Source organism: Orbaceae bacterium lpD02 (assembly GCA_036251875.1).
Lineage (GTDB): Bacteria > Pseudomonadota > Gammaproteobacteria > Enterobacterales > Orbaceae > Orbus > Orbus sturtevantii.
The window spans coordinates 988,134-1,006,469 of the sequence record CP133960.1; the positions used below are offsets into that span (position 1 = coordinate 988,134).

At 36.9% G+C, this 18,336-nt stretch carries 13 protein-coding genes; 9 read left to right on the forward strand and 4 right to left on the reverse strand.

Translation table 11 applies throughout. The annotated features are described in order from the left end of the window. Positions 1 to 244 precede the first annotated feature (244 nt). Both RHO12_04350 and agp read right to left on the reverse strand, forming a co-directional pair. A complete protein-coding gene (locus RHO12_04350; protein ID WVD67014.1) occupies positions 245 to 1,639 on the reverse strand; it encodes an alpha/beta fold hydrolase in 1,395 nt (464 codons plus the stop codon). 354 nt (positions 1,640 to 1,993) lie between these two features. After that, a complete protein-coding gene (agp, locus tag RHO12_04355; GenBank protein ID WVD67015.1) occupies positions 1,994 to 3,265 on the reverse strand; it encodes a bifunctional glucose-1-phosphatase/inositol phosphatase in 1,272 nt (423 codons plus the stop codon). Positions 3,266 to 3,810: 545 nt separating this feature from the next. Between agp and dndB the strand changes: the two genes are divergently transcribed. The 4 genes from dndB to dndE are packed head-to-tail and all read left to right on the forward strand — an operon-like array spanning position 3,811 to position 8,862. After that, entirely contained in the window at positions 3,811 to 4,896 is a 1,086-nt protein-coding gene (gene dndB / locus RHO12_04360) for a DNA sulfur modification protein DndB (protein WVD67016.1), read from the forward strand. Next, positions 4,896 to 6,518 carry a DNA phosphorothioation system sulfurtransferase DndC gene (dndC, locus tag RHO12_04365; protein ID WVD67017.1) on the forward strand — a complete coding sequence of 541 codons (1,623 nt, stop codon included), beginning with the start codon at positions 4,896 to 4,898 and terminating at the stop codon, positions 6,516 to 6,518. Before dndB ends, dndC begins: the two co-directional genes overlap by 1 nt. Before the next feature lie 5 nt (positions 6,519 to 6,523). Next, positions 6,524 to 8,515, forward strand: coding sequence for a DNA sulfur modification protein DndD (dndD, locus tag RHO12_04370; protein WVD67018.1), 1,992 nt, complete (start codon positions 6,524 to 6,526; stop codon positions 8,513 to 8,515). Further along, on the forward strand, positions 8,515 to 8,862 hold the full coding sequence (dndE, locus tag RHO12_04375) for a DNA sulfur modification protein DndE (protein ID WVD67019.1): 348 nt from the start codon (positions 8,515 to 8,517) through the stop codon (positions 8,860 to 8,862). Before dndD ends, dndE begins: the two co-directional genes overlap by 1 nt. A 98-nt stretch (positions 8,863 to 8,960) precedes the next feature. On the opposite strand, the gene RHO12_04380 is transcribed toward dndE, so the two are convergent. Beyond that, positions 8,961 to 9,920 (reverse strand): hypothetical protein, encoded by a 960-nt coding sequence (locus tag RHO12_04380; GenBank protein WVD67020.1) that lies wholly within the window; start codon positions 9,918 to 9,920, stop codon positions 8,961 to 8,963. Beyond that, positions 9,913 to 11,016 carry a hypothetical protein gene (locus tag RHO12_04385; GenBank protein ID WVD67021.1) on the reverse strand — a complete coding sequence of 368 codons (1,104 nt, stop codon included), beginning with the start codon at positions 11,014 to 11,016 and terminating at the stop codon, positions 9,913 to 9,915. The genes RHO12_04380 and RHO12_04385 overlap by 8 nt, the downstream gene beginning before the upstream one ends. A 631-nt stretch (positions 11,017 to 11,647) precedes the next feature. Between RHO12_04385 and yidA the strand changes: the two genes are divergently transcribed. The 5 genes from yidA to cysI all read left to right on the forward strand — a co-directional run bounded on the left by yidA (position 11,648) and on the right by cysI (position 18,181). Further along, positions 11,648 to 12,457 carry a sugar-phosphatase gene (yidA, locus tag RHO12_04390; protein ID WVD67022.1) on the forward strand — a complete coding sequence of 270 codons (810 nt, stop codon included), beginning with the start codon at positions 11,648 to 11,650 and terminating at the stop codon, positions 12,455 to 12,457. 248 nt (positions 12,458 to 12,705) lie between these two features. After that, positions 12,706 to 13,866 (forward strand): sulfate adenylyltransferase, encoded by a 1,161-nt coding sequence (gene sat, locus RHO12_04395; protein WVD67023.1) that lies wholly within the window; start codon positions 12,706 to 12,708, stop codon positions 13,864 to 13,866. 50 nt (positions 13,867 to 13,916) lie between these two features. After that, positions 13,917 to 14,552 carry a phosphoadenosine phosphosulfate reductase family protein gene (locus tag RHO12_04400; protein ID WVD67024.1) on the forward strand — a complete coding sequence of 212 codons (636 nt, stop codon included), beginning with the start codon at positions 13,917 to 13,919 and terminating at the stop codon, positions 14,550 to 14,552. Between the two features lie 60 nt (positions 14,553 to 14,612). Further along, positions 14,613 to 16,412, forward strand: coding sequence for an assimilatory sulfite reductase (NADPH) flavoprotein subunit (locus RHO12_04405; protein ID WVD67025.1), 1,800 nt, complete (start codon positions 14,613 to 14,615; stop codon positions 16,410 to 16,412). A gap of 23 nt (positions 16,413 to 16,435) precedes the next feature. Beyond that, a complete protein-coding gene (gene cysI, locus RHO12_04410; protein WVD67026.1) occupies positions 16,436 to 18,181 on the forward strand; it encodes an assimilatory sulfite reductase (NADPH) hemoprotein subunit in 1,746 nt (581 codons plus the stop codon). The last annotated feature ends 155 nt before the right edge of the window (positions 18,182 to 18,336 follow it).

An 18,336-nucleotide genomic window follows, 5' to 3' on the forward strand; every position in this document is an offset into this window, starting at 1 on the left:
TTTTATCAAATCTTATTAACTCTGATAAAATTAGGGAGATTCAAAATAACAGATAACTGCCATTAAAGTCCAAAATCAGTAAATCGATATTTATAAAATACGGCGCCCTGATTCGCTAGCATAAAGGAGCTTTATTTGATGTTTTAGCTCAATATTACACAGCGGTTATTTAATTCTATTTTGCAGATACTTTAACTCATTATTTAATGAATTTAGCCCTATATTACTGCTGTTCGTTATTAAACTAGCGGGCGATCGTCTCATCAATCTGCTCTAGTAAAAATGGATAAAATGGATTATAAGACCCTCGCAATAAATTATCGAGGGAATTAATTAATGTTCGCCGCTCGCCATGGAGCGTAAGTGCTCCTAAACTAATACCAAATTCATTAAATTGTGCGGGTTGGCTACCGTAGAGCGAATCGTTTTCGGGATAGGTCAAACCGATATGTGATAACGAGTAAAGGTGACGAGGATATTCGCACGTTAATTCCGTCAGCTTTTTAGCTGTTTGGCCAAATGCGGTGGTGATTGCGACAGTTTTTAACGACTGGCTGTCTGAATTAGTGACTACGATCGTGTTGTAATCCCTTGGCTCAGGGGGTAATAAATCGGTGACGGCTTGATAAGCACGATCATTTAATAGCGGCTCGGTATAACGACTTCGATTAACATCAAATACCACCAGCGTATCGTTATGGTCAGCTAGATAGTGATAAAAATCAATCGTCGCTTGGTTATCAATGGTGTTATCCACTGCCGATATAAAGGTCAATATTGGCGGTAGATTGGCTAACATCGTTTTGTTGGTATGTAAGTATTTATTTTGTAACGCCGCGGTTAATTGGTAGGATTGCCGCGCACCATTGACCGGAAATGAGTTATATTTAAACGGATTGTATTCAGTAATAATATCGATCCATCGTGTGCGGACGAATGGTGGCAAAATAGCAGGCAGCTCAACTAACCCAGCAAGTTTTGCAAAACCCGTAACACCAATCATGGGGGCGATTAAAATGATTTGTTGTGCGGGTTTTAAATGCGGATCAGATAATGCATCCAGTGAATACATCAACGCAAGTGCACCACCATTGGAGTAGCCCACCAGATGTAAGGGCTTATCCGCTGTAATATAATTTTCTACTGTTCTTACGGCTAATCGCGTTGCGGCAAGCCAATCTTGCCATTCAACCGTCGTGAGCGCAACAGGTGCCGTGCCATGCGCCGGCATACGAATCACTATCGCGACAAAGCCTTTAGCTTGATAATGTAAGGCTATATTCCTTAATGAATAAGGTGAATCGGTCAATCCATGCAACAACACTACCGCACCTTGTGGTTCACCTTGGGGCTGCAATATAAAGGAACGGTTCCAATTTGTGGCAAACTCATTAGGGTTGACCGGATTGCCGGCTAGATAGCGGTTTAAAACTTTACGTTTGGGTTTAGTTAATTGATCGGTTATTTTTTGTTTGACTTCAACAAATAGTGCATCTTCAGCAAGTAGATAATCATGCCAAGTCGCATTATCGATCTGCTTTGCGGTTAATTCTTTAAGCTGCACCGTGTGCCATAGCGATAAGGGTTCGCCTTTTTGACTATCATAAATACGCACGAATAATAAGGTAAGTATAATCATTAAAACCATACTCAATAAGCGTATTAACCACTTTTTTAAACACACAACCACTCGCACCGACTCTTTCCCTTTTATACCGCAAACTTACACCAGCTCAATAATGCTATGTTTGATATTAGCATACCGCTGCATGATAATACGACTTAACTTACCTAACTAATATTTACCTTTTAACTTACTTATCATAGTGAATATAAGTAAGCGAATCAAGTCGCAAAAATTGATTTAAATGATTAGGTTACCGTGTGATGATTGCTACGTTCAAGACCAACACACCTTGTCATCAATGAAGCGTTAAAATACGCCTCATTGATGACGTCTGATTAGATAGCTTTGCTTGATAAAATTAAACAACTACTTAAGGCTATCGGCCATTGCCGTTTTAAAGGTCGCAAATGGGCAAAATCCGTGTTTATCGATTGGGCAATCGGCCATTTCTAGCACCACATTTTGCGGCGGATTAGTCTGGCTAAGTTGTTCAAGATTACGGATTTGATCGGTTGATTGATATTTATATTCGATTTTAACAAATTGCTGTCCTGTTGTGTTGTCTTTCCAGCGTTCAAAAAATACTTTACCGCCAATTGGCGTTGTTTCAAACTGATTAGGCAAAACATACGGTTTAATTTTTAATGCCGAAAACATAGACGCAACATTAGAATCGTGCCCGACTAAGAAGGTAAATTTGGCTTTATCGTGGTGATTAATTAAGGTGTTATCGATATAACCAATTAAGTTGGCCGCGACTTCTTTAGCCACCACAGGGGCGGCAAACACTACTGTATTATAGTTTTCTTTAATGGAGACTAAACGCTCAAATTGCGCATTATTTTTAATGCCGCCCCACGCGATCTCGTTAAGCGGTGAACCTTCATAATATTGCAAAATAAACGCATCAGCAATCGAGGTTCCGGTGCGTATTGCGCCGGTAATTCCCGGCTCTTGCCCTGCAACAATATTAAATTCAGTCGGTTGGCTAGCAAAGTCACATTGTTGATTCTGCTGACAATTAGCTGATTTAGCGTAATTAATTACTTTTTGCATATCGTCATAAGCGGGCTTTAATTTCGCATTTAAGCCGTCGATACCATTAACTTTATCAGCGGTTGCATTTATCGATGCGATGGCGCGCTGCTTAAATGCGTCACTACCATCACGAATAACCGGGAAAAATACCGCATCCATCGTGCCCATTTTTTCCTTATGTACAACGGGCACATTACAACCGGGGAAGGCACCGACAGAAAAATACTGCCCTGTCGCAATCGTGCGTTGTAAACTATTGGCATAAATATAAATATCGCCGGCTGCTGGGCAGTGTTCTGCCGTTAATAATTGATTAGCCACTAACCACTCATTAATATAGTGACCAAAATAGACTTCTAAAACGCCGCCCCGTGTAGTGAGATAGCTCGGCTGGGTATCCCATTGCGGCCACAAGTTTGGCGTCATTTTACCCAGTGAACTACTTGGCGTTGAAAGTGGCGCCCGTAAACCATGACGACTAAAAACGACAACTTGTTCTAACGTATAATTAGTTATATTATCAGCAGCCTCTGCTACCATCGACAATAACAAAGGCAAACATACGAGTAGACGATATTTACTAAATTTACTTTTTTTCATATGCACTCTCTTAATATTGCGTTTTTATCCGTAACAAAATAAAAATTAATTAGTTTTATCGGCTTTTGGCACCTAAGCCAGTACCTAAGCCACCCTATTCATTTCTTTTAATTCAATTAATATTCTAAGATCAAAACATTGATTAAACTATGATACGGATCTAATTATCAAAAAATAACTAGTCGCCGAAAGTATATCTAGGCGCCTCACGTTAGCTTAATTGGTATTTGTGCTGATTTGCTGTGTTACCTGCAATAGCCAATTTTTTAGTAGTCAAAAATAAACAAGCAGAGGATTAAATTCTCTGCTTGGTTTTATTGTGTTGCTGGATGTGTGGTACAAAATGGGAAGGTTGGTAGGAACAAGGGAAGATATGCTTTTCTAAAATAAAAGTTTCTTATTTAAGATATAAATGTGGTAAGACTATGTAGCATAATTATTTCATCCAGAAAATATTATGTCAAAAAATAACGTAAAAATTTACTTACGTTAAAAAATAACATAATATAATGAATTAAATTTTCTTGATATAAAACACAATAGCTATGAATAATAATCTTGACTCTAATTATTGCTATTCATTCCCTGCAGTACGAGGAATTCAAGCTGGTAGACCCTTTTATATTGCAACATGTCCATTGCGTATTATTCCTAAAATTTTTAATTTTGATGAAGATGAAGTTCCACCAGAACTTCGAGCACAAAGAACATTAAATAAATCACGTATTCCTGAGATGGTTAGATACCTATTAGATAATCCAAACGATTACGTATTTTCCGCTTTAACTGCATCAATAGCAGTGGATGTTGAGTTTACTGAATATTCAGGCTCTCAAAATCTAGGCGTTCTACGCGTGCCTATGGATGCCCAAATTTTAATTAATGATGGGCAACACCGACGCAAAGCAATCGAAGAAGCGATAAAAGAAAAACCTGAATTAGGCCAAGATAATATCCCTGTATTATTTTTTGTGGATGAAGGATTGGAAAAAAGCCAACAAATGTTTGCTGATTTGAATAAATATGCGGTAAAGCCAAGCCCATCTTTAGCTACGCTTTACGACCATAGAGATCAAGCTTCTGAACTAGCCAGAAAGTTAGCAAGTGAAACGAAACCTTTTATCGGTTTAACTGAAATGGAAAGATCGAGCATTTCAACACTATCAAATAAGCTATTCACACTGAGTAGTATAAAACAAGCTACACGAGCACTTTTATCAAAAGGTCCTAAAGATAGTTATTCTGAAGATGAAAAAAAACTGGCTACTGAATATTGGTATCATGTCTACCTAAATATGCCTGATTGGGAAATGGCTATAGAAAAAAAAGTATCAGCATCACACTTACGCCAAGAATTTATTCACTCTCATGGCGTTGGTTTGCATGCATTGGGAGCGCTAGGGCAATGTTTATTACAAAATAATGCCTTAGACTGGAAAAAAGAATTACTCAAATTAAAGAAAGTTGACTGGCGTAAAACAAATCCAGAATGGATTCAACGCACCATGTTACACGGAAAATTAAGTAAATCGTTATCCTCAATTCAACTCACAACAAATTTTTTAAAAATTGCTTTTGAATTACCTCTTACTAAAGAGGAAAAAGCCTTAGAACAACAAGTGAAAGCATAATGACAACGTTAAAACAAGTTTATGATTTAGTTGATTATGAAGATTTTATTAATAAGGAAATTTTCGCAGGTAGACCTTTAGCTGAATACATAGCCGAAGTTCAACGAATTTACTGCTTAGATAAACGCCCTTGGGTTATCGGTTATAGCGGAGGGAAAGACTCTTCAGCGGTCATTACGCTTGTCTATTTGGCGTTATTAGGCTTAGATCCTAAGTTCAGAACAAAATCTGTGTTTGTTGTTTCATCTGACACATTAGTTGAAACACCCGTTGTTGTTGATTTAATTAGCCGAACACTAGAAAAAATAGAGAAAGGGGCTAAACGAGATCATCTCCCATTAACTTCACACGCTGTTGTTCCTAAAACTCATGAGACATTTTGGGTTAATTTATTAGGAAAAGGCTACCCGGCACCAACAAGAAGCTTCCGTTGGTGCACCGAAAGAATGAAGATTAATCCGGTAAGTGATTTTATTAAAGAAAAAGTGAGTCAATTTGATGAAGTAATTGTTGTTCTCGGTTCTCGCAGTAGTGAAAGTTCTTCTAGAGCACAAGTTATAGCTAAACATAGGATAGATGGTTCTCGTTTAGCAAGACATACTACTTTAGCAAACGCTTTTATCTATACACCAATTGATACATGGGATGTTGAAGATGTTTGGAAGCTCTTAAGAGGAGCATATCAATACGCGCCTGATGATATTGAAGAGTGGGAATCTCCATGGGGGGGAAATAACCGTCCTCTTTGGACATTGTATATGGATTCATCCGATCAAGGGGAATGTCCATTAGTTATTGATGAAAGCACTCCATCTTGTGGTAATTCCCGTTTTGGTTGTTGGACATGTACAGTTGTTAAAAAAGATCGTGCTATGGAAAGCTTAATTAAAAATGGCGAAGAATGGATGTCTCCGCTATTAAAATTTCGTGATCTTTTATCTTTTACAACCGATCCAGAACAAAAAGACACTTATCGAAATTATAAAAGACGAACGGGAAAAGTGAGTTACCAATATGCTAAAGATGACGAAGATATTGCTACCGCCAGAAAAGTTGTTCCGGGCCCTTATTGGCTAGATTACCGCAAAAAATGGTTAAAAGAACTCTTAGAAATGGAAGCTAAATTTAACCAAGAAGGCCATAAAATTCAATTGATTACAGAACCTGAATTACATGCAATTCGTCAACAGTGGCTAATCGATCCTAACGAGCCCGATTGGAGTGATTCTTTACCTAAAATCTATAGAGAAGTTTATGGCCGTGATTTAAATTGGATTATTGACGATCAATCCCATTTTGATGAGTCTGATGCTCAACTTTTAAAGCAACTTGCTCCCGAATACAATGTTGAAGCTGAAATGATCATGAAATTAATAGAGCTTGAAGTAAACTTAGAAGGTATTAGCCGTCGACAAGGTATTTTTAATAAAATTGAGAATATTTTGAAACAGGACTGGGGGAAAAACTTAGAAGAAATTGAACAAAAACAAGCTGTATTGCAAAAGCGTCATGAAAAAGATATACATCAAGAAGAAATTACCAAAATTGAAAATGAGCTAAAGAATATACAAAGTGAATTTATAAAAATAGATAGCTCGCTCTCATTATTGAATAAAAGGTAATTAATATGATCATTAAAAAGTTAATTCTACAAAATTTTCGTGTTTTCGAAGGGAGACATGAAATTGAATTATCACCTAGCAAGAATAAACCTATTATTTTATTTGGTGGCTTAAATGGTTCAGGTAAAACATCAATTTTGACCGCAATACGTTTGGCTATTTATGGAAAGATGGCTTTTGATAATATGCTAACTAATCAAAATTATATAGAACAACTTTCAACTTTGATTTATAAAAACATAGAAACTAAGGAATGTGGAAAATTTGCTTCGATCGAGCTAACTTTTACTTATAATCAATCAGGTAAAACCTCTGATTTTACTATTGTGCGTAGCTGGCAATTAGGCCATAAAGATGAACTATTGTTACGACAAGATGGTGAAGAGTTAAAAGAGTTAAACTATGAACAATGTCAGGGATTTCTTAATGAATTAATTCCTAATGGTGTGGCAGATCTCTTCTTTTTTGATGGTGAAAAAATTGCAGCCTTAGCCGAAGATGAGTCTGGAAAAATTTTACAAGCAGCCGTTCGTCGTTTATTGGGTTTAGATTTAATTGAAAAATTGCGTAATGATTTAATTATTTACTTGAAGCGCAACAATGCTAATAAGCTAGGCTTAGAATATCAAGAAAAGTTAAATCAGTTAGAACAAGAAAAAAATAATTATATGAATAAGGCTGAAGCACGAAGAGATTCTGCCCACCATATTTATGTGCAGATATCGGGTATTTTAGGTGAAATCCAGCAAAAAGAACGGTTATTTTCTGCAGAAGGAGGGGCATTTGCCTTAACGAAATCGCAAGAGAAAGAAAAAGTCGAAACACTATTGAAGGAAAAAGAAAATCTAGAAAAAATTATTCGCCAAGAGCTTGATAATACTTTCCCCTTAGCATTAGCCCCAACAACCTTAGATAGTTTGCTCAAACGATTACAACAAGAAGCTGAATCAAAACAAACTCAAAGTTTTATTAAAGAACTTCATCAATTTTTAGATAAGTTAAAGGCAGATATGGCTTTTCGCTCAACAACTACAGCAAAAATTGCGAGTGAAGCTATTCAAGATCAATTAGCTGACTATTTAATAAATAAGCAATCACATGATGTTTTATTTGATATTTCTGAACGAGAATTAGGTCGGTATCAACAAATGATTTCACAAGATTCAGATAAATCAAAAATACGCTTTCATGAAGCAAAAAATAGGTTGTTTGAACTTGAAATAGCTTTAGAACAAGCAACACTCAACATTCTCAGAGCACCCGATGATGAACAACTTTTAGGATTGTTTTCGCAAATTAGGCAATTAGATGAGGAGAGAATAAATAAAATTAATGATCATACCGCACTATTAGAAGAAGCAAAAAGTATGTTATCTTTAGCCTTGGATAAGGCAAAGCAAATTCAAAAGTTTCATGACCAAGTAAGATCACAATATAATACAAATAGTGCCGTTTCTCATGCTCAAAGTAGTCTTGCGATTTTAGATGAATATTCTACTTCGCTAACTGAATCAAGAATTAAGGCTTTAGAATCTAATTTCTTAGCTGCTTATAAACGTTTAAACCGTAAAGAACATGAACATTTAGCCGCCAAAGTAAACCCAGATACCTTTGATGTTGAACTTATTGACAGTAAAGGCCAATTTATTAATCGCAAATCCTTATCTGCAGGTGAAAAACAAATTTATGCTATTGCAATTCTTGAAGCCTTAGGTAAAACATCAGGTCGCCAGCTACCAGTGATTATTGATACGCCGCTTGGCCGTCTAGACTCAAAACACCGTGATAAGTTAGTAAAACATTACTTTCCATTAGCAAGCGAGCAAGTCATTATTTTATCGACTGATACTGAAATTGATAAATATTATTTCAGAGATTACTTAAAGAATAATATTTCTCATAGCTATCAAATACAATATGATAATAATACCAACTCTTCTCAAATTAAAAATGGTTATTTTTGGCAAGAACCCAGCAGAAATAAAGAGACACACTAATGTTACCAAATAGAATGCAACTTAGCCGTCAAACCGAAGAACAATTAAAACGTTTAAAAACAATGACCGGAATAACGCCAAATATTTCAGCTCGTCTAGCATTTTATCGTTCTATTGAATCAGGGTTTCGTTATCAGATAGATGGACGAAAACTAGATGGTTTGCTAGTACTTGAAAAATCTATTTGGCTAGGTGAGCTAGAAGGAATAACCGAGCTATTGCTTAAATTCACCTATCCTCAGCTAGACAGCAAAGAAATAATGAAAGCTTGGGCTGCTCATGTTGAAGATGGGATTGCGGCTTTGAGAAATCATAAGAGCTTAATAGGAATAATATCAGGGTTGTAAGTCTTTATATATAAAGCTTCTAATTTTTTAGATTAGTCTTAATTGGGTATATTCACCTATAGTTATTGGGTAAATATACCAATAAGAGATCAAAATTATTAAATAATATCTTCTTTAAAATTTAGTGTCGCATGTATTATTTTCTCAAATTGTTCGCCCATAATTTCGTCGTCAGCAATGTAAGAATAGTTAACCAGTTTTATGATTCTATGTCTGTCAAAAATAATAGAAGCAGTAATTTCTCCATGTTGGCAAAAACATCTATTAGAATCTCTAAAGTCATAAGGTACAAACAAAATATTCTGAGCATTACTAGGTAAATCAATGAGATAATTTTTTATTCTATCAACGCTAGCTTGTTTATTATTCCAATTTTTACCGCATGCACTTTGTCCCATAAATATTTGTTTTTTATCTAAATTGGGATCATCTTTGAATGGTACCCAAGCAACGATATCAACACCACCATCACCATTATCCATATCTCTAAAAAGATTTGGTTTATCAGATAAAACTAACTTTAAATCTTGAGCCAATAATTTATATTTTTCTATTAATTTTCCCTTATAACGTTCATTTTTTTCTGTAGAAACTCCAAACTGATGGACTTCAGCAACGTCTGGAAGATATTTTTTCATAGCAAAATATGAGCATTTTTCAAAAATAGTTGTTAATGTATGATAGTTTGTAATGTAATTTAATGATGAACATAGCAATAAAAAAATATATAAATAATGTATATTATCTAATTGTTCCCTGAGCCTAATTCGATTATTTTCAGAAATAAAAGGATAATGTTCACCATAATGTATGGTCCTGCTATACAATTCATCGAACCAATGTTGGACTCTACTTATCCAGATTCCATTCTCTTCGCCTCCTGATTCTGAACCAATTCCTCTAATTCTTTCATCTTCAAGAAAACGGTCATAAACATCATCGATACGAATACCATCATCGATATTAACTAAGGCTAACAACTCTATATAATCACAATAATAATGTGAGTTAGTTAGTGTAGCATCAGGTGTTTTACTTAATGATTTAAACTCAATCATTCCATGTCTCTTCATTTTTAGATTCAATGATTATTTTCATATTTTTAGCTAGAGAAAAAATTTCTTTCAGCTTTGTTTTTACTGACTCATGGTGTTGGGTTACAGTATGGATAATACTATTGGCATTTTTTAATTTTGAAAGAGCAACTTCTATTTCTTGAATAAAGGAATCAGCTGTTACAGAGACTAAATGATATGCATCATTGATAGTACCTTCACCCATACTAAAATATTCTTTAGCAGCTTTATCTCCTAAAACTTTATCTAGCATTCCTAAATTGGTACTATCTCCTAATACACGACTACGTCCATTTTCATTTTTTTCAAAAAACCAACGAGTTAATGATTCTAAATTATTAATATTTACGTCTGCAGTTGGTGTATCCGACTTGATATCTACGTTGATATAATTTCTTATGTTTTCTCTGCTTAATGAATCAGAGAAATAATTAAAATGTAAACTTGTTTCATCCAAATTCGGAATTTTAAAGAAAGCTTGGTCTTCAATTTTAAGATAAAGTTGATAGGCAGTTAATAAATTCCTAACATAATCGCTACGGCTACCTATTGATTTAGCTAATGTCCTGCATTGAAGAGTAAAATTTTCACCATCTAAATCTTGAGCCAATTCATTTAAATATCGTGCTTTAGGTAAAATCCCCCAAGATTTTACACCGGTAATATGCCTATACCCCAAATATTTATTAATTTCATCACGTGTTTTAAAAATAATACACGGTAGTTCCTGTGGCCTTTCATTTGTCTCTTTCAGGACTTTTTCAATTTTAATTTTCTGAGAGTTAGCTATTCCGGGTTCATTCAGTAGTATCGTTGAGGTTAAACGCCGATTACCTTCCACAACAATATACTTATTTTTTTCTTCATCATCAGGAACAACTAATAACGCCTCACCAATAAAGAAACCTGCTTCACCTATTGCTAACATTAACTCAATAATAGATGCATCATTTAACATCCAATTAACAATTTCAATTTTATCTAATTTTTTTTTGCGCATAGAAGATGGAAGGCGTGGATTTTGTACATCTAGTTTTATATTATCTAGTTGAATAAATTTTATATTCTGCTTTGTCATCTATTTCTCCATACGATCTAACTTGAAACATTGATTTACTAAATCAAGTAAGTTATTTTAATTAATCATTCAAGTTAGTTAAATTTGCAAAAAATTATATCTGAATACGGTAAAAAGATAAAATTTATCTTATTAAAAATTGTAAATATTTTAACCTCATTATTTATTCAATAATAATTTATATAGTGGTATATAAATTTTACTACATGAACCACTACTAATTTTCCCTTCAAAAAATAGATAAATACTTCATCTATCTACAAACATAAATCATCAATAAAATCAATAAGAAAATGAGTGTTCGGAATAAATCCAATAAAGAGCAGATTTTTTTACTATTTAATACAAATATCATTAAAGATCCCCTATACAAAACAATTCAATTTCGCAATTATTGCAAGCGTCACTTAAGCAGTTTTTACTCTACCTATAAGGATTGATACCACGTACTCGATAAGATTCACTTATCGTAAAAATAAACAATTTAGCTAAATACGAGCAAAGATTAACCTATCTAATCAACGTTATTTTTATTACACTAATCGCCATTTATCTCATAATTTGAATTTGTCAGTTGTGCGCAGACATACCTCGCTGATCTTTTCGTATAATAAATAATAGGAATATAAATATGTCGGTTAAACTTATCGCTATTGATTTAGATGGCACGCTATTAAATAGTCACCACCAAGTGAGCGACAGAATAAAAACAACCATAGCGGAAGCTAAAAGTAGAGGGATCCAAGTGGTACTGGCATCTGGGCGTCCTTATGCGGGCATAAAACAATATCTAGCTGAGCTTGAACTCAATCGCCGTGAATATTTTTGTATTAGCAATAATGGTAGTGTTGTTCATCAAGCCGATACGGGCGAGCATTTAACGGAGTTTTTATTAGATTTTAAAAGCTATCAAGAGTTAGAACTGCTCTCACGCCAAATTGATATTTCCATGCATGCCCTTGCCAATAACGCTATTTTTACCGCTAATAAAAAGATTGGTCCTTATACGGTGCATGAGTCCTATCTCACACAAACACCTTTAATTTATTGTCCAGTGGATGAAATGAATCCTAATTTATCGTTTACTAAAATTATGCTATCAGGTCTGCCAGAACAGCTATCGCGCGCAGAAAGCAAAATCCCTGCTGACTTTTATCAAAAATATACACTGGTAAAAAGTACACCATTTTTCCTCGAGTGTTTAAATTTAGGCGCGAATAAAGGCATTGCAATGCAGGTAATTGCTGATAAGTTAAATATTAATTATGATGAAATGATGTGTATTGGCGATCAAAATAATGATTTACCGATGTTTGATTATGCTAAGCATAAAATTGCTATGGGCAATGCCGCTGATGCGATAAAAGATAAAGCAACGTTTGTAACTAAAAGCAATGATGAGGATGGCGTTGCTGTCGCGATTGAAAAATTTATTAGCTAACTTGCACGTGCTCGAGCTATGACTTGTTGGCCTGATTTAACAGCTCATAGTTCAAGCTAATATATAACCTAAAAATCAGTTCTGCATTGCTGGATCATGGCTAAAAATCCTACCATATATTGCTTGCTCACCGACCTGCCCAATATCCATAAAACGCATAACAGTATGCGAAATTGATATTTTGTTATTTATTGATAATCGTTTTTAATTATTACCATAACAACAATGATGATAAATAGAGATAGATTATGCCTTTAATTTCACCTCACGCCAGTAAAAATCTAAAACCACGGCATGTTCTGCCAGAAAATTTAGTGGCAACGCAGCAATACGCATCGACGCTACCAGATATCACCCTGTCAACGCGCGAAGTAGGTGATTTAATCATGCTTGGGATTGGCGGGTTTACGCCTTTATATGGTTTTATGCGCGAGCAAGATTGGCATAGCGTCTGCGATAATATGCACCTTGCTGATGGTGTATTTTGGCCTATTCCCATTACAGTATCGGTAAGTTATGAGCAAGCAAATAACATAAGTCTTGGTGATGAGCTGGCGTTAAAAACCCCTACCGGCAATGTAATTGGCTTATTAACCGTTGATAGTATTTATGAGCCAGATAAACAGTTCGAAGCTCAGCACGTATTTGGAACTACCGATAGCTCACATCCAGGCGTTGCGGTATTAATGGCGCAACCACCGATTAATTTGGGCGGTAAAGTAGACGTATTTAATGATGATAATTTTAAATTACGTTTTGCCCCTTATGCACTTACGCCACAAGAGACTCGCGATCGATTTAGTCAGTTAGGTTGGCAAAAAATTGCCGCTTTTCAAACACGTAACCCGATGCACCGTTCCCATGAATATCTTGTTAAAACCGTATTAGAACTGTTTGATGGTGTATTAATTCACTCGTTATTTGGCAATTTAAAAGCCGGTGATGTCCCTGCTGACATCCGCCTTAAGGCAATTAATGCCTTAATTGATCATTACTTTGTCAAAGATAGCGTTATTCACTCTGGTTACCCGTTAGATATGCGCTATGCGGGGCCTAAAGAAGCGCTATTGCATGCCTTATTTAGACAAAACTATGGCTGTAGCCATCTGATTGTTGGCCGAGATCATGCTGGGGTCGGCGATTTTTACTCGCCTTTTGCCGCACAAGAGATTTTTTCCACTTTAAGCGCTGATGACTTACAAATTAAGCCGATAAAAATTGATTGGACCTTTTATTGTCAAAAATGCGCAGGTATGGCATCGAATAAAACCTGCCCACATGGTAGTAACGACCGGGTATTAATTTCTGGTACGGAAGTGAGACGGCGACTGCAAGCCAACCAATCACTGCCCGCAACATTTAGTCGCCCTGAAGTGGTTGAACAGTTGTATCTATGGGCAAATCGCTAATTTAATACGATTTACACCACACATTAGAGAAAAATAAATAGGAATAAACGATGACCAACTTAACTGAAATAAATCAGCAACTAGCGAGTAAATCACCATTAGATATTATTGCTTGGGCAATCAATAAAACCGATGCCGAACATGGTAGAAGTATTATCAGCACTCACTTTGGCCCTTATGAAGCAGTACTATTAGACCTTGTTACACAAGTCAAAGCTGATATTGATGTCGTATGGATCGATAATGGCTATGCGACCAACGACACTTACCGTACTGCGAATAAAATTATTACGCAACTTAACCTGAATGTTCATATTTTTGTGCCCCAGCGCACACAAGCTTATTTGAATGTGCGTTATAGTGGCTTACCTGAGCTTGATACCCCAGAGCATGATGAGTTTACCCAGATCCTAAAATTAGAGCCCTTTAACCGCGCCTTGGCGACCTTAAAGCCAAACGTATGGTTTACTGCTTTACGTAGAGAACAATCAACATTGCGTCAAGGGTTAGATATTATTAGCTCCGCAGGGAATAATTTAATTAAAGTCGCCCCGATTTTAGATTGGACAAGTCAAGATATGGCAAACTATCTAAAACAGCATAATTTACCCAATACACTGGATTACTTTGATCCAACCAAAGGTCCACAAGGTAGAGAGTGCGGATTACATAAAGCAACGTTTTAGCATAACGTTAACGATAATTAATTATGGTTAAATTAAAGCTAGATAAAATAAGGCGATATGATGAATAAAAATAAGTCACCTTTTAATACTGACCAACTCAATAAAATAATTAATGAAGCATCGCCACAACAACTCGCTTGGTTATCAGGTTATTTATGGGCGAAAGCTGAACAAGGTTCAACGTCAGTAGCAGCGTCAGCATTAGTATCAAATGAAATAGAGAGCGACTCAACCATAGATACGCCACAAAATATTACTATCGTATCGGCCTCCCAAACCGGTAATGCAAGGCGAGTGGCAAAAGAGCTGAGCCATGATCTTGACCGTTTAGGCTGGCCTTTTAGCCATGTACATGCCGCCGACTTTAAGTTTAAGAAGATCGAGCAAGAACATATTTTAATTATTATCACGTCAACCCAAGGTGAAGGTGAGGTGCCGGAAGAAGCCTTAGCTTTTTATAACTATTTATCGTCTAAAAAAGCGCCGCCATTAGCGCATTTATATTATGCTGTTTTGAGCTTGGGCGATTCATCTTATGTTCATTTTTGTCAGGCAGGAAAAGCGTTTGACCAGCGTTTAGCCCAACTAGGAGCGAAACGCTTAGCCGACCGCGTTGATGCTGATACTGATTATCAAGCTGCCTGCGATAATTGGCGACAAATGATTGTCGATCAATTAACACAGATTAGTGCGCAAAATCTAGTTACCAATAAACCAAATAATAATCCGATTATCGTTGAAACAAGTCGATACAGCCGTGACAACCCATTTTTAGCGACAGTCAATATTAATCAAAAAATCACCGCCAGCCATTCTGATCGGGACATTCGCCATATAGAGCTTGATTTAACTGATTCTGGTATTCGCTACCAAGCTGGCGATACGCTTGGCGTATGGTATCAAAATAGTCTTACTTTAGTCGATGAGCTGCTTAGTACAACTCAGCTTGACGGGGAAACCAATATCGAGCTGCATGGTGAAAACTACTCACTACAGCAAGCATTAGTCGAAAAAGTGGAATTGACTCAAAATACACCCGTTATTATTACGAAATATGCCGAGTTAATAAAAAATAGTGAACTTTTGCAGCTTGCCGATGATAAATCGGCATTACGTGATTTTGCTCAAACGACCCCGATCATCGATATGCTTACACACTATCAAGGTCAATTTACTGCCCAAGAGCTGATTGACATATTACGCCCATTAACACCTCGTCTATACTCTATCGCTTCCGCACAAGATGAAGTCGGCGAAGAAGCCCATTTAACGGTTAATGTGGTGCAATATTTTATTGCTGATAAACAAAGGACGGGGGGCGCGTCTTATTTTTTAGCCGAGCAGATCCCTGAGCAGAGCCAAATCAAAATATTTATTGAGCAAAATGATAATTTTAGATTACCAAATGATCATAGCCTACCGATTATTATGATCGCAGCCGGCACTGGCATTGCACCATTTCGAGCCTTTATGCAGCAACGTGCCAATCAAGCCACAAAAGGGGAAAGTTGGTTGTTATTTGGTAACCCTCATTTTACGGCTGATTTTTTGTATCAGGTTGAATGGCAAACTTATATGAAAGACGGCATTTTAACGCGAATTGACTTAGCCTGGTCACGCGATCAGGCCAATAAAATCTATGTGCAAGATAAACTGCTCGCACAAGCCGTCGATATTTGGCAATGGCTGCAACGCGGTGCTTATATTTATGTGTGCGGTGATGCCAACAAGATGGCTAAGGCGGTAAATAACGCTTTACTAAACATTATTATGCAACAAGGGTTATTTAATGAAGAACAAGCCAATAACTATCTTGATGAACTTAGAAGCACTAAACGCTATCAACGAGATATCTATTAAAATATTAATAATGAGCGTGCCTTATGAGCAATGATAAACCCACTACTCACCCTTTTAACCTAACATCACCACAAAATGATGTATCACATTTAGCGCCGTCCGATGCCGAGCGATTTAAACGTGAAAGTAATTTTTTACGCGGCACCATTGCGCAGGATTTAGAAAACGGCATTACGGGAGGATTTAATAGCGATAATTCCCAGCTAATTCGCCTGCATGGGATGTATCAACAAGATGATCGCGATATTCGCGCCCAGCGCGCCCAACAAAAATTAGAACCCTTAATCAATATGATGTTACGCTGCCGTTTACCTGGCGGAATAATTACGCCAGAGCAGTGGCTTGCCATTGATAAATTTGCCCAAGAAGAGACTTGGTATGGCAGCATACGATTAACGACACGGCAGACGTTTCAGTTTCATGGAATCTTTAAACGTGACTTAAAATCGGCTCATCAACTCCTTAATAAAATTGGACTCGATTCGATTGCCACCGCAGGAGATGTCAATCGAAATGTGCTTTGCACCTCTAACCCTATTGAGTCAGAAGTGCACCAGCAAGCTTATCAGCTAGCCAGCCAAATATCAGAACACCTATTACCTAAAACCCGCGCCTATGTCGAAATTTGGCTAAATGGTGAAAAGCTTGCTACGCCAGATCAAGAACCTATTTTAGGCAGCAATTATTTACCACGAAAATTTAAAACCACGGTGGTCGTGCCGCCCCTAAATGATGTTGATGTCCACGCTAATGATCTCAACTTTGTTGCGATTGCCGAACAAGGGCAATTAGTCGGTTTTAATGTATTAGTCGGGGGCGGACTGGCGATGACCCATGGCGACAAAACGACTTATCCACGTAAAGCAGATGATTTTGGCTTTATCCCTGCATCAGAGGCGTTACGGTTTGCGGAAGCAATTGTTACCACCCAACGCGATTGGGGTAATCGTAGTAATCGCAAAAATGCTAAAACAAAATATACCTTAGAGCGGGTCGGCGTGGCAAACTTTAAAAAAGAGGTTGAGTTGCGCGCTGGTATGGAGTTTCTACCGAGTAAACCTTATCAATTTACTCAGCGCGGTGACCGAATTGGTTGGGTAAAAGGCATTGATAATCATTGGCACTTAACGCTGTTTATTGAAAATGGCCGACTACTAGATTATGCCGATAAACCGTTAAAATCAGGTGTTGCTGAGATTGCCAAAATCCATCGCGGCGATTTTCGTTTAACGGCTAATCAGAACTTAATTGTCGCAAGTGTTGCCGCTTCGCAAAAAGCCGATATTGAGCTGATTGCCCGCAAATATGGCTTAATTGATGATCGTTTTACATTGCAACGACAAAATTCGCTGGCCTGCGTCTCCTTGCCGACCTGTCCTCTGGCAATGGCCGAAGCTGAGCGTTTTTTGCCTAATTTTATCACCACCATTGATACGATTATGGCTAAATATAATCTAAGCCGTGACTATATTATTTTACGCGTTACCGGTTGCCCAAATGGCTGTGGCAGAGCGATGTTGGCCGAAATAGGTTTAGTCGGTAAAGCGCCGGGACGCTATAACTTATACTTAGGCGGTAACCGTGCTGGCACTCGGATCCCGAGGTTATACAAAGAAAATATTACCGTCGATGAGATTTTGGCGTGTATTGAGCCACTGATTGCCAGTTGGTCCGAAAACCGTCAAGCAGAGGAAGGATTTGGTGATTTTGTGATACGCAGCCACGTTGTTGAACCGGTGATTAATTCTGCTATTGATTTTTACCAATAAAGTTAATAGCACTTATCCTTAAGCCTTGGCAGATAATCGCCAAGGTAGTCAACGCCTTGTTTGCTGTTCACGCTGGTTTTACTTATGCCATTCCCTTATATCATTATTCTTTTATCGTATTTGCCTTTTTAATTGATGTTTTTATAATCACTCTA

Bases quoted from the DNA above. Each gene is read 5' to 3' on its own strand.
- RHO12_04350 (WVD67014.1), bottom strand. From the start codon at position 1,639: ATGATTATACTTACCTTATTATTCGTGCGTATTTATGATAGTCAAAAA.
- agp (WVD67015.1), bottom strand. From the start codon at position 3,265: ATGAAAAAAAGTAAATTTAGTAAATATCGTCTACTCGTATGTTTGCCT.
- dndB (WVD67016.1), top strand. From the start codon at position 3,811: ATGAATAATAATCTTGACTCTAATTATTGCTATTCATTCCCTGCAGTA.
- dndC (WVD67017.1), top strand. From the start codon at position 4,896: ATGACAACGTTAAAACAAGTTTATGATTTAGTTGATTATGAAGATTTT.
- dndD (WVD67018.1), top strand. From the start codon at position 6,524: ATGATCATTAAAAAGTTAATTCTACAAAATTTTCGTGTTTTCGAAGGG.
- dndE (WVD67019.1), top strand. From the start codon at position 8,515: ATGTTACCAAATAGAATGCAACTTAGCCGTCAAACCGAAGAACAATTA.
- RHO12_04380 (WVD67020.1), bottom strand. From the start codon at position 9,920: ATGATTGAGTTTAAATCATTAAGTAAAACACCTGATGCTACACTAACT.
- RHO12_04385 (WVD67021.1), bottom strand. From the start codon at position 11,016: ATGACAAAGCAGAATATAAAATTTATTCAACTAGATAATATAAAACTA.
- yidA (WVD67022.1), top strand. From the start codon at position 11,648: ATGTCGGTTAAACTTATCGCTATTGATTTAGATGGCACGCTATTAAAT.
- sat (WVD67023.1), top strand. From the start codon at position 12,706: ATGCCTTTAATTTCACCTCACGCCAGTAAAAATCTAAAACCACGGCAT.
- RHO12_04400 (WVD67024.1), top strand. From the start codon at position 13,917: ATGACCAACTTAACTGAAATAAATCAGCAACTAGCGAGTAAATCACCA.
- RHO12_04405 (WVD67025.1), top strand. From the start codon at position 14,613: ATGAATAAAAATAAGTCACCTTTTAATACTGACCAACTCAATAAAATA.
- cysI (WVD67026.1), top strand. From the start codon at position 16,436: ATGAGCAATGATAAACCCACTACTCACCCTTTTAACCTAACATCACCA.